Source organism: Burkholderia anthina, assembly GCF_902498995.1.
Classification (GTDB): Bacteria; Pseudomonadota; Gammaproteobacteria; order Burkholderiales; family Burkholderiaceae; genus Burkholderia; species Burkholderia anthina.
Genome location: NZ_CABVLY010000001.1, coordinates 49,756 through 64,717, shown reverse-complemented (window position 1 = coordinate 64,717; position 14,962 = coordinate 49,756). Strand labels below are relative to the sequence as shown.

At 66.7% G+C, this 14,962-nt stretch carries 14 protein-coding genes; 2 read left to right on the top strand and 12 right to left on the bottom strand.

All coding sequences use genetic code 11. From position 1 onward, the window contains the following. Positions 1–146: 146 nt before the first annotated feature. Positions 147–542 carry an acyl-CoA thioesterase gene (locus tag BME24068_RS00305; protein ID WP_096507100.1) on the top strand — a complete coding sequence of 132 codons (396 nt, stop codon included), beginning with the start codon at positions 147–149 and terminating at the stop codon, positions 540–542. Positions 543–578: 36 nt separating this feature from the next. Here the strand turns inward: BME24068_RS00305 and BME24068_RS00300 are convergent, their stop codons facing one another. Continuing rightward, positions 579–1,061 (bottom strand): nitrate reductase associated protein, encoded by a 483-nt coding sequence (locus BME24068_RS00300; RefSeq protein WP_096507099.1) that lies wholly within the window; start codon positions 1,059–1,061, stop codon positions 579–581. 113 nt (positions 1,062–1,174) lie between these two features. On the opposite strand from BME24068_RS00300, the gene fdhD reads away from it, so the two are divergent. Then, a complete protein-coding gene (fdhD, locus tag BME24068_RS00295) occupies positions 1,175–2,053 on the top strand; it encodes a formate dehydrogenase accessory sulfurtransferase FdhD (protein WP_244110679.1) in 879 nt (292 codons plus the stop codon). A gap of 51 nt (positions 2,054–2,104) precedes the next feature. On the opposite strand, the gene BME24068_RS00290 is transcribed toward fdhD, so the two are convergent. The 11 genes from BME24068_RS00290 to BME24068_RS00240 form a co-directional block, all read right to left on the bottom strand. Next, on the bottom strand, positions 2,105–2,872 hold the full coding sequence (locus tag BME24068_RS00290; RefSeq protein WP_174924839.1) for an enoyl-CoA hydratase: 768 nt from the start codon (positions 2,870–2,872) through the stop codon (positions 2,105–2,107). A gap of 90 nt (positions 2,873–2,962) precedes the next feature. Beyond that, the gene (locus BME24068_RS00285) at positions 2,963–4,162 is read right to left on the bottom strand and encodes an acetyl-CoA C-acyltransferase (RefSeq protein WP_174924838.1); all 1,200 of its coding nucleotides are present in this window, start codon (positions 4,160–4,162) and stop codon (positions 2,963–2,965) included. 22 nt (positions 4,163–4,184) lie between these two features. Next, positions 4,185–6,620, bottom strand: coding sequence for a 3-hydroxyacyl-CoA dehydrogenase/enoyl-CoA hydratase family protein (locus BME24068_RS00280; protein ID WP_174924837.1), 2,436 nt, complete (start codon positions 6,618–6,620; stop codon positions 4,185–4,187). Between the two features lie 113 nt (positions 6,621–6,733). Then, positions 6,734–8,521, bottom strand: a complete 1,788-nt coding sequence (locus tag BME24068_RS00275) for an acyl-CoA dehydrogenase C-terminal domain-containing protein (RefSeq protein ID WP_174924836.1) — start codon at positions 8,519–8,521, stop codon at positions 6,734–6,736. A 57-nt stretch (positions 8,522–8,578) separates the two neighbouring features. Then, the gene (locus BME24068_RS00270) at positions 8,579–9,178 is read right to left on the bottom strand and encodes a TetR/AcrR family transcriptional regulator (protein WP_096507094.1); all 600 of its coding nucleotides are present in this window, start codon (positions 9,176–9,178) and stop codon (positions 8,579–8,581) included. Between the two features lie 200 nt (positions 9,179–9,378). Further along, entirely contained in the window at positions 9,379–10,653 is a 1,275-nt protein-coding gene (clsB, locus tag BME24068_RS00265; protein WP_096507093.1) for a cardiolipin synthase ClsB, read from the bottom strand. Continuing rightward, on the bottom strand, positions 10,650–11,144 hold the full coding sequence (nudB, locus tag BME24068_RS00260) for a dihydroneopterin triphosphate diphosphatase (RefSeq protein ID WP_174924835.1): 495 nt from the start codon (positions 11,142–11,144) through the stop codon (positions 10,650–10,652). The genes clsB and nudB overlap by 4 nt, the downstream gene beginning before the upstream one ends. 156 nt (positions 11,145–11,300) lie before the next feature. After that, positions 11,301–13,103: an aspartate--tRNA ligase gene (gene aspS / locus BME24068_RS00255; RefSeq protein ID WP_085042373.1), complete on the bottom strand. Its 1,803-nt coding sequence runs from the start codon at positions 13,101–13,103 to the stop codon at positions 11,301–11,303. A 67-nt stretch (positions 13,104–13,170) separates the two neighbouring features. Then, positions 13,171–13,821 (bottom strand): DUF502 domain-containing protein, encoded by a 651-nt coding sequence (locus tag BME24068_RS00250; RefSeq protein ID WP_162826253.1) that lies wholly within the window; start codon positions 13,819–13,821, stop codon positions 13,171–13,173. A gap of 61 nt (positions 13,822–13,882) precedes the next feature. Further along, positions 13,883–14,224, bottom strand: a complete 342-nt coding sequence (locus tag BME24068_RS00245) for an FmdB family zinc ribbon protein (RefSeq protein ID WP_174925070.1) — start codon at positions 14,222–14,224, stop codon at positions 13,883–13,885. A 97-nt stretch (positions 14,225–14,321) separates the two neighbouring features. Beyond that, a complete protein-coding gene (locus BME24068_RS00240) occupies positions 14,322–14,948 on the bottom strand; it encodes a class I SAM-dependent methyltransferase (protein ID WP_174924834.1) in 627 nt (208 codons plus the stop codon). Between the last annotated feature and the right edge of the window lie 14 nt (positions 14,949–14,962).

Genomic DNA, 14,962 nt, shown 5'->3' with positions numbered 1-14,962 from the left:
GCGTGCGGCGGCGACCGACTGGCGCGCTTTCTCGTACAATTTGCGAACGTTGTATTGTCGCAGAAGCCGCTTCGCGCCGCTGCCGGCGGCCTCGCCGGCTGTCGTGCGCGTGGCGGCGCATTTATTACAGGATGAAAGCACCCGCCATGACCGATTCGACCCTCGAGCTCCCGCACAAGCAGCCCGCGCTGCGCGTCGTCCCGCAACCGCACGACGCAAACGTCCACGGCGACGTGTTCGGCGGCTGGATCATGTCGCAGGTCGACATCGCCGGCTCGATCCCCGCCAGCCAGCGCGCGAACGGCCGCGTCGCGACGGTCGCGGTCAATTCGTTCGTGTTCAAGCAGCCGGTGTTCGTCGGCGACCTGCTGAGCTTCTACGCCACCATCACGCGCACCGGCAACACGTCGGTGACGGTCGACGTCGAGGTGTACGCACAACGCATGCGCCTGATGGGCGAAATCGTGAAGGTCACCGAAGCGACGCTCACCTACGTCGCGACCGGCGCCGACCGCAAGCCGCGGTCGCTGCCGCCGCTGTAATGCGCGCGCCGCGCTGCGGCGCGGCACCGCGGCCCGTCAGTGCGTGGCCGTCAGCCCGAACTCCCGCATCGCGGGCAGGAAGTCGTGATTGAGCTTCGGCTTGCGCGACAGCTTCATCAGCACGTAGCGCTGGAACGGCGCGAGCCGCTGCCACTGCGCAAGGGCCGGCGCCGGCAGCCCGGCCAGCGCGCTCTGCTGCACCAGCGCATCCGGCACCGTGTCGGTTCCGCGCCAGGCCGGCTGATCGTCCGGCTGGAACCACGACGGCTCGAGGTCGGCATGCGTGCGCAGCATCTCGAACAACGCGTGATCGAAGTTCGGCTCGATCGCGGTGTCGTCGTCGGCCGGAAAGCGCGCGAGCAGCTTGCGATCCTCGAGCGGCAGCAGTTGCCACTGCTCCAGTGAAATCCGCAGACCGAAACGGTCGAGATTGAAACGCACGATCATCGGGATGTACGTCAGGTTTTCCGACGAATCGTGTTCGAAATTGAATAGCAGCGGAGCGTCGCTGAGTCCCATGGTCGTTACCTGAGTGGCGGATGCCGGCGCGGCCGGCCTGCCTGAGGTATTTTAGAACCTCTGCGCGCGAGCGGCGAATGCGATCGCCGCCGCACTGCTTCGAATCAACGGGAGTGCTCGTGAATCCGACCCAATCCGACCCACTGCGCGCCCCACTGCGCGACGAACCGCAAGATGCACCGCGAGACGAGCCGAGCGGCGCGATCGAGCTGTCCGTGCGCCGCACGCGCGGCAGCGCGGTCGAGACCGCGCACGACTATGTCGGCCAGGAATGGCCGGTCGCGCTCGTCTTCAACGGCATCTCGCATGCGGTGATGATGTGCACGCCGCTCGACCTCGAAGCATTCGCGGTCGGCTTCGCGATATCGGAAGGGATCGTCGCGCGCGGCAGCGACATCAAGGACATCGAGGTGATCCTGCACGCCGACGCGCCGCTGCCGCACGCGGAGGTGCATCTGGAGGTCGTCCAGCAGGCGTTCGCCGCGCTGAAGGACCGGCGTCGCGCGCTCGCGGGGCGCACCGGCTGCGGCGTGTGCGGCATCGAGAGCATCGACCTGCTCGACCTCGCGCCCGAACGCGTGCCCGATACCGGCTTTCTCGCCCGCCTCGCGCCCGACGCGCTCGCCCGCGCGGCCCACGGGCTGCCCGCGCACCAGGCGCTCACGCGACTCACCGGCGGCCTGCACGCGGCTGCGTGGTGCGACGCAACAGGCGCGATCCGGATGGCGTTCGAGGATGTCGGCCGCCACAACGCGCTGGACAAGCTGATCGGCGCGCTCGTGCTGTCGCGCGCCGACGCGACCGACGGCTTCGTGTTCCTGTCGAGCCGCGCGAGCTACGAGCTCGTGCGCAAGTCGGCGCGGGTCGGCATCCCGATGGTCGCGACGATCTCCGCGCCGTCGTCGCTCGCGATCGGCATCGCGAAGGCGGCCGGGTTGCGGCTGGTCAGCTTCTGCCGGGAAACCGGCCACGTCGATTACGGGACGGCCTGACCCCGGCCGGCCGCGCGCGCCGGCCACGCATCGCCGGCGCGGCCCGCTATATCAGTCGAACTGACGGAAATCCGGCTTGCGCTTTTCGAAGAACGCCGTCATCGCCTCGCGCGCTTCCGGCGCACGAAGCATCGCGGCGAAGTGGCCGGCTTCCTCTGCCATCCGCGCGGCAACCGCCACGCCGCCCGTATCCTTCAGCAGCGCCTTCGTCACGCGCAGCGACGACGCCGGCAGCGCCGCGAGCTTCGCAGCCTGCTTCGCCGCGAATGCGTCGAGTTCGGCCGCCGGCAGCACGCGATTGACGATGCCGATCCGGTGCGCTTCCAGCGCATCGAACGCTTCGCCGAGCAGCAGCTTTTCAGCGGCGACCTGGTGGCCGGCCAGACGCGGCAGCAACACGCTCGACGCCGCTTCCGGGCACAGCCCGAGCTGCGCGAACGGCAGCGAGAACGTCGCGGTGTCGGCCGCGTAGACGAGATCGCAGTGCAGCAGCATCGTCACGCCGACGCCGATCGCGATGCCCGGCACCGCGGCGACGACCGGCTTGCTGGCGCTGCTGATGCGCGCGAGAAACTGGAACACCGACGCGTTTTCGTCCTTCGGCGGCGTTTTCAGGAAATCCTCGAGATCGTTCCCCGCGCTGAAGTTGCCGTCGCTGCCGCGCAGCAGGATCGCGCGGATTGCCTTGTCTTCCTGCGCGTCGGCGAACGCATCGGCCATCGTCTGATACATCGCCGCCGTCAGCGCGTTCTTCTTCGCCGCACGCGCGATCGTGATCGTCATCACGCCGTTGGCGCGTTCCACTTGAATTTCGGCCACAACCGTCTCCTTGGTCTGTCCTCTTCCGGAATGAAAAACGGTGCGCAAGCTCGTGGCTCGCGCACCGTGATCGCTACAGTCCCGCTCCGCTTACAGGCGTTCGATGATGCCCGCCGCACCCATGCCGGTGCCGACGCACATCGTGACCATCCCGTACTTCAGGTTGCGGCGACGCAGGCCGTGCACGACGGTCGCCGCGCGGATCGCGCCGGTCGCGCCGAGCGGGTGGCCGAGCGCGATCGCGCCGCCGACCGGGTTGACCTTCGACGGATCGAGGCCGAGATCGCGGATCACCGCCAGCGACTGCGCGGCGAATGCCTCGTTCAGTTCGATCCAGTCGAGGTCGTCCTGCTTCAGGCCCGCGGCCTTCAGCGCGGCCGGAATCGCTTCCTTCGGACCGATGCCCATGATTTCCGGCGGCACGCCGCGCACCGCGAAGCTCACGAAGCGCGCGAGCGGCGTCAGGTTGAATTCCTTGAGCACCTTCTCCGACACGACGAGCAGCGCGCCCGCGCCGTCCGACGTCTGCGAGCTGTTGCCGGCCGTGACCGAGCCCTTGTTCGCGAACACCGTGCGCAGCTTCGCGAGGCCTTCGATCGACGTATCCGCGCGCGGACCTTCGTCGAGCGCGATCTCGCGCGTCTTCACGTCGACTTCGCCTGTCGCGAGGTTCGGGAAACGCTCGGTGAGCGTGTAGGCAGCGATTTCGTCGCCGAACTCGCCGGCCTGCTGCGCGGCGAGCGCCTTGCGGTGCGATTCGACCGAGAACGCGTCCTGGTCTTCGCGGCTCACCTTCCACTGCTCGGCGACGCGCTCGGCGGTCAGCCCCATCCCGTATGCAATGCCGAAGTCTTCGCTGCGATCGAAGATGTGCGGCGACATCGACGGCTTGTTGCCCATCATCGGCACCATGCTCATCGATTCGCAGCCGCCCGCGAAGATCGCGTCCGATTCGCCGACGCGGATGCGATCGGCCGCCATCGCCAGCGCGGTGATGCCCGACGCGCAGAAGCGGTTGACCGTCACGCCGCCGACCGTCTGCGGCAGGCCGGCGAGCAGCGCGCCCATCCGGGCGACGTTCAGGCCCTGCTCGGCCTCCGGAATCGCGCAGCCGATGATCGCATCCTCGATCAGCTTCGTGTCGAAGCCCGGCACCTGCGCGACCGCCGACCTGATCGCGTGAACCAGCAGCTCGTCGGGGCGCGTGTTCTTGAAGACACCGCGCGGGGCCTTGCCGATCGGGGTGCGGCTGGCGGCGACGATGTATGCGTCTTGCAGTTGTTTGCTCATTTCAGACTCCTTGTCTGCTCGCTCAGTTACGCACCGGCTTGCCGGTCTGCAACATGCCCATGATCCGTTCCTGCGTCTTCTGCGTGCCGAGCAGCTCGACGAACGCGCGGCGCTCGAGCGCGAGCAGCCACTGCTCGTCGACGAGGCTGCCGGCTTCGACGTCGCCGCCGCACACGGCTTCGGCGATGCGGCTCGCGATCAGGTAGTCGTGGTCGCTGATGAAGCGGCCGTCACGCATGTTGACGAGCGATGCCTTGATCGTCGCGATCGCCGAACGGCCTGCCACCGGCACGTCCTTCGCACGCAGCGGCGCACGATAGCCGACGGCGGCCAGCGCGCGGGCTTCCTTCTTCGCGGTGTCGAGCAGTTCGAACACGTTGAAGACGATCGTGTCGGACGGCTTCAGGTAGCCCATCGCACGCGCATCGTGCGCCGACGACGACACCTTCGCCATCGCCGCGTTCTCGAACGACTTCGTGACGAACTTCAGAATGTCGGTGGTCGCATTCGCGGCCGTTGCGGCATCCGCCGCGCGCAGCGCCGCTTCCTTCAGGCCGCCGCCCGCCGGCACGAGGCCGACCCCCACTTCGACGAGACCGACGTAGCTCTCGACGTGCACGACGCGCTTCGCGCTGTGCAGCATCAGCTCGCACCCGCCGCCGAGCGCGATGCCCGACACGGCCGCGACGACCGGCACGTTCGCGTACTTCACGCGCAGCATGCCTTCCTGGAACTTCTTCACGAACGGCTCGATGCCCTTCGCGCCGCCCATCATGAACGCGGGCATCGCCTCTTCGAGGTTCGCGCCGGCCGAGAACGGGCCGCCCGGCGTGCCGAGCTTCAGCGACGTCGGCTGCCAGATCACCACGCCCCTGTAATCCTTCTCCGCGAGTTCGATCGCCTGCACGAGGCCGTCGATCACGCTCGGTCCGATCGTGTTCATCTTCGACTTGAACGACACGATCACGACGTCGTCTTCACCGGCACGATCGTCGACCCACGCGCGCACCGCGTCGGTTTCGAACAGCGTCTTGCCGTACGTCTTCGGATCGGCGCCCGTTTCACCGATGAGCGGCGCGCGGAATACCTGCTTGTCGTAGACGGCGAGGTCCGAACGCGGCACGAAGCGCTTCGATGCCGGCGCCCACGAGCCTTCGGCGGTGTGCACGCCGCCCTTCTCGGCGACCGGGCCTTCGAGCACCCACGACGGCAGCGGCACGTTCGCGAGCGCCTTGCCGGCCGCGATGTCTTCCTGCACCCACTCGGCGACCTGCTTCCAGCCGGCGGCCTGCCAGCCTTCGAACGGGCCTTCGTTCCAGCCGAAGCCCCAGCGGATCGCGAGGTCGACGTCGCGCGCGTTGTCGGCGATCGATTCGAGATGCACGCCGATGTAGTGGAACACGTCGCGGAAGATCGACCACAGGAACTGCGCATGCGGATGGTCCGTCTCGCGCAGCAGCTTCAGGCGTTCCGCCGGCGGGCGCTTCAGGATGCGGCCGACGGTCTCGTCGGCCTTCGCGCCCGCGTCGACGTAGCTGCCCGTCTTCGCGTCGAGCACCTTGATCGCCTTGCCTTCCTTCTTGTAGAACCCGCCGCCCGTCTTCTGGCCGAGCGCACCCTGCTTCACCAGCTCGGCGAGCACGGCAGGCGTCTGGTAGACCGGGAAGAACGGATCGTCGGCGAGGTTGTCCTGCATCGTCTTGATCACGTGCGCCATCGTGTCGAGGCCGACCACGTCCGCGGTGCGGAACGTCGCCGACTTCGCGCGGCCGAGGCGGCTGCCCGTCAGGTCGTCGACTTCGTCGAAGCGCAGGCCGAACTTCGCGGCCTCGGTGATCACCGCGAGGATCGAGAAGATGCCGACGCGGTTCGCGATGAAGTTCGGCGTGTCCTTCGCACGCACGACGCCCTTGCCGACGATGCTCGTCAGGAAGGTTTCGAGCTGGTCGAGGATCTCCGGGCGCGTATGCGCGGTCGGGATCAGCTCGACGAGGTGCATGTAGCGCGGCGGGTTGAAGAAGTGCACGCCGCAGAAGCGCGACTTCAGCTCGTCCGAGAAACCTTCGGACAGCGTCGTGATCGACAGGCCCGACGTGTTGGTCGCGAAGATCGCGTTCGGTGCGATGTGCGGCGCGACCTTCTTGTACAGGTCGTGCTTCCAGTCCATCCGCTCGGCGATCGCTTCGATCACGACGTCGCACTCGGCGAGCTTCGCGATGTCGTCTTCGTAGTTCGCGGCTTCGAGGTATTTCGCGTCGTCCTTCACGCCGAACGGCGCGGGCGACAGCTTCTTCAGGTTCTCGATCGCCTTCAGCGCGATCGCGTTTTTCGGGCCTTCCTTGGCCGGCAGGTCGAACAGCAGCACCGGCACGCGCGCGTTGACGAGGTGCGCGGCGATCTGCGCGCCCATCACGCCGGCGCCCAGCACGGCGACCTTGCGAATCAGGAAATTGCTCACGGGATGTCTCCGGATAGTGTCGTGCAGCGCGGGTTGTGAAGGCTGCACGGCGAAGTGAGTACCAGGAACCGTTGCGTTCGGGCGGCGCGCGGCGCGCACCGCCCGGACTCGCGTCAGAACAGCGATTCGTCGACTTCCATCATCGTCTTCGAACCGGCGCGCGCGGCGCGGATCGTCGACGCCGTCTCGGGCAGGAGGCGCGCGAAGTAGAAGCGCGCGGTGGCGAGCTTCGACTTGTAGAACGGATCGCCCGACGCTTCGTTGTCGAGGGCGAGGCGTGCCATGCGCGCCCAGAAGTACGAGAACACCAGGTGGCCGACGGTGCGCAGGTACGGCACGGCGGCAGCGCCGACTTCGTCCGGGTTCTGCATCGCCTTCATGCCGATTTCCATCGTCAGCTTCTGCACCTTCTCGCCGATGTCGGCGAGCGGGTTGATGAACTCGGCCATCTCCGGCTTCACGCCTTCGGCTTCCGCGAATTCCGTGACGAGCTTGCCGAACTTCTTCAGCTTCGCGCCCATGTCGCCGAGCACCTTGCGGCCCAGCAGGTCGAGCGACTGGATCGAGTTCGTGCCCTCGTAGATCATGTTGATCCGCGCGTCGCGCACGTACTGCTCCATGCCCCACTCGGAGATGAAGCCGTGGCCGCCGTAGATCTGCATCGCGTGGTTGGTCGACTCGAACGCGTTGTCGGTCAGGAACGCCTTGATGATCGGCGTGAGCAGCGCGACGAGATCGGCCGCTTCCTTGCGCACCGCTTCGTCGCCGTGCGACAGCTCCTTGTCGATCTGCAGCGCGGACCAGTACGTGAACGCGCGCGCGCCTTCCGCGTAGGCCTTCTGCGTAAGCAGCATGCGACGCACGTCCGGGTGCACGATGATCGGGTCGGCCGGCTTGTCCGGTGCCTTCGGGCCCGTCAGCGAGCGCATCTGCAGACGTTCCTTCGCGTACGTCAGCGAGTTCTGGTAGGCGACTTCCGTGAGGCCCAGGCCCTGCATCCCGACGCCCAGGCGCGCGGCGTTCATCATCACGAACATCGCGTTCAAACCCTTGTTCGGCTCGCCGACCATCCAGCCCTTCGCGCCGTCGAGGTTCATCACGCACGTCGAGTTACCGTGGATGCCCATCTTGTGTTCGATCGAGCCGCACTTGATGCCGTTGCGCTCGCCCGGCTCGCCCGCGGCGTCCGGAATGAATTTCGGCACGATGAACAGCGAGATCCCCTTCGTGCCTTGCGGCGCGTCCGGCAGGCGCGCGAGCACGAGGTGGATGATGTTCTTCGACATGTCGTGCTCGCCGCTCGAAATGAAGATCTTCGTGCCGCTGATCGAGTACGAACCGTCGACGTTCGGTTCGGCCTTGGTGCGCAGGATGCCGAGGTCGGTGCCGCAGTGCGGCTCGGTCAGGCACATCGTGCCCGTCCATTCGCCCGACACGAGCTTCGGCAGATATTGCTGCTGCAGTTCCGGCGTGCCGTGCGCGTGCAGGCACTCGTAGGCGCCGTGCGACAGGCCCGGATACATCGTCCATGCCTGGTTCGCCGAGTTCAGCATTTCGAAGAGCGCGTTGTTCACGAACGCGGGCAGGCCCTGGCCGCCGTAGTCCGGATCGCAGCCGAGCGCCGGCCAGCCGGCCTCGACGTACTGCTGGTACGCTTCCTTGAAGCCGGTCGGGGTCTTCACGACGCCGTCGCCTTCATACGTGCAGCCTTCGCGGTCGCCGACCTGGTTCAGCGGGAACAGCACCTCGGAGCAGAACTTGCCCGCTTCCTCGAGGACCTGGTTGATCGTGTCGGCGTCGAGGTCCGCATGCCGCGGCATTTGCTTGACCTCGGCTTCGACGTTCAGAAGCTCGTGCAACACGAATTGCATGTCGCGCAGCGGCGCGGCGTACTGTCCCATGACTCTCTCCAAAGGTGGGCAAAACGGCTCGAGCTCCCGGCGGGCGGTTCCGCGCCGCTAACGGCTCTCGCTCTGATACGAAACGATCGTCTTTTCCAGCGCGGCCCACGTGAGGCGCACGGCATCCGGCGAATGCAGGAAGCGGGCGTCGTGATGCAGGCCGAGCGTGAAGCTGTACAGCTCGAAGAGCATCAGGTCCGGATCGGAATCCGCACGCAGATGGCCTTCTTCCTTCGCCTGCGAAATGGCGCGCAGCAACGCGGCACGCCAGGCGGTCACGCTCGCGATCAACTGCTCGCGCACGGGGCTGTCGGGCCGGTCGTCGTACTCGACGGCGCCGCTGATGTAGATGCAGCCAGTCGTCACCTCCTGGATGCGCTTCTCGATCCATCGCGCCAGCATCGCCCGCAGGCGCGGCAGACCGCGCGACTCGCGCAGGCTCGGAAAGAACACCTCGTTTTCGAAACGATGGTGGTACTCGCGGACGACCTCGACCTGCAGGTCTTCGCGCGATCCGAAGTGCGCGAACACGCCGCTCTTGCTCATCTGCATGCGCTCGGCCAGCAGGCCGATCGTCAGCCCCTCCAGCCCGTCACGGCTGGCGAGGTCCAAAGCAGCTTCGAGTATCGCGGCACGCGTCTGTTCGCCTTTTCGCATAGCTTTTTCTGTAACCGTTCGGGGGTTCGAATAAAATCGAACGGCCGTACTATTATTGAGTGCGGCCGCTCGCGAAACAAGGAAATTATTAGAAACCGGTGTCTAACCGAGCCGCTATTTTGCGCGATTCCGGCGGGACCGGAGCGGCTTTTCCGCACGAACGTGCGGACAGATATTTTGAAGCGAGTGCTGAGTCCGCTTCAGTCGTAACCGCCGACCGTCAGCGCCTTCATCACGATGCGGTACGTGTTGTACGCAAGCCAGTTCAGGATACGCTCGATGCGCGGCCGTGCGGCATACCGCGCGGCGTCGATTTCGCGGCCTTCGGAGAAAGCGGCCGCGATCGCGTCGCGCAGCTCGTTCGTGACCGTGTCGTAGCGCACCAGCACGACATTGGCCTCATTGTTCAGCATCAGGCTCAGCGCGTCCAGATTCGACGAGCCGACCGTCGCCCAATTGTCGTCGATCACGGCCACCTTGCCGTGCAGGATCGTCTTGTCATATTCCGCCACGCGCACGCCGGCGCGCAACAGCGAGTGATACAGGAACGGCACGGCCGTATCGAGCGCCGTGAATTCGTTGCGTCCGATCAGGATGCGCACGTCGACGCCGCGGCGTGCCGCGCCCGTCAGCGCGCGGCGCAGCTTGCGACCCGGCATGAAGTACGGGTTCGCGAGCAGGATCCGGTGGCGCGCCTGGCCGATCGCCGCGAGATAGGCCTTCTCGATCGCACGGCGGTTCACGACGTTGTCGCGCGCGACGAACGCGACGCTCGGCTCCGTCACGATCCGCAGCGCGCCGGCCTTGACCCACCGGTGGCTGCGCATCCAGCGCCGGAACATGTCGGGAAACGCTTCGCCGCCGTGCAGCCCCGCCGCATACTGCGCATACGGCTTGTGGCCGAACCGGATCCGGTGCCACTGCAGTTCGAACGCGGCACGCACGTCCGCCACCGCCGGCCCCGCCATCTCGACCGCGAAATCCCAGCGCGGAAACGGCAGCGTCGCGCTGCCCTGCGTGAAGTCGTCGACGATGTTGATACCGCCGCAGAACGCGGCCGTCTGGTCGATCACCGCGAGCTTGCGGTGCGTGCGCGAGAAGCCGAAGCGGCCGAACAGGTAACGGTTGTAGATGCAATGCTCGACGCCGGCCGCAGCCCACGTGTCGAACAGCGGCAGGCGCGCGGTGCCGACGCCGTCGGTGATCACGCGCACGCGCACGCCGCGCTGCGCCGCGCGAATCAGCGCATCCGACACCGGGCGGCCGGCCGCATCGTCGCAGAAGATGTAGGTTTCGAGCATCACCTGCTCGCGCGCCGCATCGATCCGCTCGATCAGCGCGCTGAAGAATGCGCTGCCGGTCTCGCACAGCCGCACCGTGTTGCCGGCCGTGAATGCGAGCCGCGACGCGGAGCCGCGCTCCTGCAGGAACATCTGCCGCAATTGCGCGAAGCGCTTGCGGGTTTCCGCATTCATGCGGACGAGCCGTGTGGCGCGCGGGCGAGCGCCACGCGCACGGGCAATTGCAGGATCGCTTCGGCGTTCGACGGCGAGAAACAGCGCGCGGCCGCTTCGCGGAACGGCAGCCACGCATGGTCGACGTGCTCGCGCGGCGACAGCATCACGTCGACGCGGCCCGGCACGCACAGGCCGAACCAGTGCTCGACGTTGCGCGTGACGCCCGGCGCGTAGCGATGCAGGTATTGCGGATAGATGGCGTATTCGATCCGGTGGCGCCAGTCGACCAGCGCGGCGGCCGGCACATCGTGCGTGCCGACCGAGATGCCGGTTTCCTCGGCCACTTCGCGCGCGGCGGTGAGCGCGAGCGGCTCGTCGAGCGCGTCCTTCGATCCGGTCACCGATTGCCAGAAATCGGGCTGGTCGGCACGCTTGATCACCAGCACGTCGAGTTCGGGCGTGTAGATCACGACGAGAACGGATTCGGGGATTTTCGGCGGCTTCGTCATCTTGGTTTCATGCGGCACTGGGCCGTGCGGCGGGCCCGTGCCCGAACGTGCGGCAAGTGCTGCGACTGTACCGCAAAAAACGAAAAAGGCGCACCACGGCGCCTTTTTCGTTGGGTGTCGTGCGCGCGTCGCCGCGCGCACGCGTTGCGACGCGCGTTACGCCTTCGGCTGTTCCGGCTGACGCAGACGGATGTGCAGTTCGCGCAGTTGACGCTCGTCCACCGGGCTCGGCGCCTGCGTGAGCAGATCCTGCGCACGCTGCGTCTTCGGGAACGCGATCACGTCGCGGATCGAGTCGGCGCCGGCCATCATCGTGACGATGCGGTCGAGACCGAATGCGATACCGCCGTGCGGCGGCGCGCCGTACTGCAGTGCGTCCAGCAGGAAGCCGAACTTCAGCTGCGCTTCTTCCGCACCGATCTTCAGCGCGCGGAACACCTTGCTCTGCACTTCCTCGCGGTGGATACGCACCGAGCCGCCGCCGATTTCCCAGCCGTTCAGCACCATGTCGTAGGCCTTCGCGAGGCAACGGCCCGGATCGGTCTCGAGGTATTCGAGGTGCTCGTCCTTCGGGCTCGTGAACGGGTGGTGCGCCGCGACGTAGCGCGCATCTTCGTCGTCGTATTCGAACATCGGGAAGTCGACGACCCACAGCGGCTTCCAGCCGGCCTGGACGAGGCCGTTCGCCTTGCCGAATTCCGAATGGCCGATCTTCAGGCGCAGTGCGCCGAGGCTGTCGTTGACGACCTTCGCGCGGTCGGCCGCGAAGAAGATGATGTCGCCGTCTTCAGCGCCGGTGCGCTCGAGGATCGCCGCGATCGATGCGTCGTGCAGGTTCTTGACGATCGGGCTTTGCAGGCCGTCGCGGCCCTTCGCCTTCTCGTTGACCTTGATCCATGCGAGGCCCTTCGCGCCATAGATGCGCACGAATTCCGTGTAGCCGTCGATGTCGCCGCGCGACAGCTCGCTGCCCTTCGGCACGCGCAGCGCCGCGACACGGCCGTCCTTCGCGTTGGCCGGCGTGCTGAACACCTTGAAGTCGACGTCCTTCATCGCGTCGGTCAGCTCGGTGAATTCGAGCTGCACGCGCAGGTCCGGCTTGTCCGAACCGAAACGCGCCATCGCTTCCGAGTACGGCATCACCGGGAACGTCGCGTCGAGCTCGACGTCGATCGTCGTCTTGAAGATGTGACGGATCATGTCTTCGAACAGGTCGCGGATTTCCTGCTCGCCGAGGAACGACGTTTCGCAGTCGATCTGCGTGAATTCCGGCTGACGGTCGGCGCGCAGGTCTTCGTCGCGGAAGCACTTGGTGATCTGGTAGTAACGGTCGAAGTTCGCGACCATCAGCAGCTGCTTGAACAGCTGCGGCGACTGCGGCAGCGCGAAGAACTGGCCCGCGTTCACGCGCGACGGCACGAGGTAGTCGCGCGCGCCTTCCGGCGTGCTCTTCGTCAGCATCGGCGTTTCGATGTCGATGAAGCCCTGCTCGTCGAGGTACTTGCGTGCCTCGATCGCGACGCGGTAGCGCAGGCGCAGATTGTGCTGCATCTGCGGACGGCGCAGGTCGAGCACGCGGTGCGTGAGGCGCGTCGTTTCCGACAGGTTGTCGTCGTCGAGCTGGAACGGCGGCGTGACCGACGCGTTCAGCACGTTCAGTTCGTGGCACAGCACTTCGATCTTGCCGCTCTTCAGGCCGGCGTTGACCGTGCCTTCCGGACGGTTGCGCACGAGGCCCTTGATCTGCACGCAGAACTCGTTGCGCACGCCTTCGGCGGTCGCGAACATTTCCGCGCGATCCGGATCGCACACCACCTGCACGAGGCCTTCACGATCGCGCAGGTCGATGAAGATCACACCACCGTGATCGCGGCGGCGCTGCACCCAGCCGCACAGCGACACGGTTTGGCCCAGCAGGTGTTCGGTCACGAGACCGCAGTATTCAGTACGCATCGACATGATGTTTGCTTTCGTTCGGTTTGATCAACGGGCGCCGCAACGCGCGGCCCGGGCGATGATTCTTTACTTACAGCGGCGGCTCGACGGGACGGCGGGCGGGCGCCGGAGCCGGCGCCGGAGGCGCCACGACGCCCATCGAGACGATGTACTTGAGCGCGGCATCGACCGACATGTCGAGTTCGATGACTTCGCTCTTGGGCAGCATCAGGAAGAAGCCCGACGTCGGGTTCGGCGTCGTGGGCACGTACACGCTCACGTACTCTTCCGTCAGATGGTTGACCACGTCGCCGCCGGGCGCACCGGTCAGAAACGCGATCGTATACGAGCCGCGACGCGGGTATTCGATCAGCAGCGCCTTGCGGAACGCGTTGCCGCTGCTCGACAGCAGCGTGTCCGACACCTGCTTGACGCTCGTGTAGATCGGCCCGACGACCGGGATGTGACGCACGACCGCGTTCCACCACGTGACGAGCTTCTGGCCGATGAAGTTCTGCGTGGCCAGCCCGACCACGAAGATGAACGCGAGCGTCAGCACCGCGCCGATCCCCGGCAGGCGGAAACCGAGCACGCGCTCGGGCTGCCACGATTCGGGCAGCAGGAGCAGCGTCTGGTCCATCGTGCCGATGATGAGGCCGAGCACCCACAGCGTGATCGCGAGCGGGACGAGAACCAGCAGGCCGGTCAGAAACACCGATTTCAGGGTCGTCTTTTTCATCATCTGCCGTCAATGAACCGCGCCGGCGGCGCGGTGTGGGCGCGGCCCGACCGGGCCGCGACTGTCAACTGCCGGCGGCGGGCGCCGCGGCCGGGGCCGGCGCAGCGCTCGTCGTCGTACTTTCGGAACTCGCGGCGGCCGGCGCGGCTGCCGCGGGCGCTGCGTCGGCCGGCGCTGCAGCACCGTCGCCCGACGCCGTGGCCGGCGCGCTGGTGCCGCCCGAGCCGCCGCGGAAATCGGTGACATACCAGCCGGAACCCTTCAGCTGGAAGCCGGCGGCGGTGACCTGCTTGCGAAAAGCATCCTTCCCGCATTCCGGACACTGCGACAGCGGCGCGTCGCTCATCTTCTGAAGCACATCCTTCGCGAAACCGCACGCTTCGCATCGATAGGCGTAGATCGGCATGATATTTATCCCGCAGAAACTGGAAACGGCTTGCAAAACCTTGAATTATAGCCGAAACCCCCGGCGCGCTCCGGCAACGGAGCACAACGCACGGGGATCAGCGACGGCGCCACGTGAGCCAGCGCTCGTGCCCTTCGAACACGGCCAGCGAATCGGTCACGGGCAGATCCTCGATCGGTTCGAAGTACGGCGCGAGCAGCGCATCGAGTTCGGCACGCTCGATTCCGAACGGCGGCCCCTTCGGTTTCGCCATCACGAAGAAATAGCCGGCCAGCAATCCGCCGGCGGGCAGCAGTTCGGCCATCCGCGCCGCATAGTCCGCGCGCAGGCTCGGCGGCAGCGCGCACAGGAACGCGCGCTCGTACACCCACTGCACGTCGAACGGCGGCTGGTACGCGAAGAAATCGGCCTGCTCGACGACGTCCGCATGCGCACCGAGTTGCACCTTCGCGGCCGACACCGCCCGCGCGGCGAAATCGATCGCGCGCACGGGCCAGCCGGCCTGCGCGAGCCAGCCGGCCTCCTGCGCGCTGCCGCAGCCCGGAATCAGCACCGCGCACGGCTCGCGCCGCTGCGCGAACGCGCGAAATCCGTCCGGCACGCCGCCGAATTCCCACGGCGTCACGCCGCGCGCGAAACGCTCGTCCCAGAACGATGCGTTGCCGGGGTCGCGCGTCGCGAATTCGGCCGCGCCCGGCGCTAAAGGGTGTTTCGGTTCCGGCATCGCACTGCTCCTTT

Bases quoted from the DNA above. Each gene is read 5' to 3' on its own strand.
- BME24068_RS00305 (WP_096507100.1), top strand. From the start codon at position 147: ATGACCGATTCGACCCTCGAGCTCCCGCACAAGCAGCCCGCGCTGCGC.
- BME24068_RS00300 (WP_096507099.1), bottom strand. From the start codon at position 1,061: ATGGGACTCAGCGACGCTCCGCTGCTATTCAATTTCGAACACGATTCG.
- BME24068_RS00285 (WP_174924838.1), bottom strand. From the start codon at position 4,162: ATGAGCAAACAACTGCAAGACGCATACATCGTCGCCGCCAGCCGCACC.
- BME24068_RS00275 (WP_174924836.1), bottom strand. From the start codon at position 8,521: ATGGGACAGTACGCCGCGCCGCTGCGCGACATGCAATTCGTGTTGCAC.
- BME24068_RS00270 (WP_096507094.1), bottom strand. From the start codon at position 9,178: ATGCGAAAAGGCGAACAGACGCGTGCCGCGATACTCGAAGCTGCTTTG.
- clsB (WP_096507093.1), bottom strand. From the start codon at position 10,653: ATGAATGCGGAAACCCGCAAGCGCTTCGCGCAATTGCGGCAGATGTTC.
- nudB (WP_174924835.1), bottom strand. From the start codon at position 11,144: ATGACGAAGCCGCCGAAAATCCCCGAATCCGTTCTCGTCGTGATCTAC.
- aspS (WP_085042373.1), bottom strand. From the start codon at position 13,103: ATGTCGATGCGTACTGAATACTGCGGTCTCGTGACCGAACACCTGCTG.
- BME24068_RS00250 (WP_162826253.1), bottom strand. From the start codon at position 13,821: ATGATGAAAAAGACGACCCTGAAATCGGTGTTTCTGACCGGCCTGCTG.
- BME24068_RS00245 (WP_174925070.1), bottom strand. From the start codon at position 14,224: ATGCCGATCTACGCCTATCGATGCGAAGCGTGCGGTTTCGCGAAGGAT.
- BME24068_RS00240 (WP_174924834.1), bottom strand. From the start codon at position 14,948: ATGCCGGAACCGAAACACCCTTTAGCGCCGGGCGCGGCCGAATTCGCG.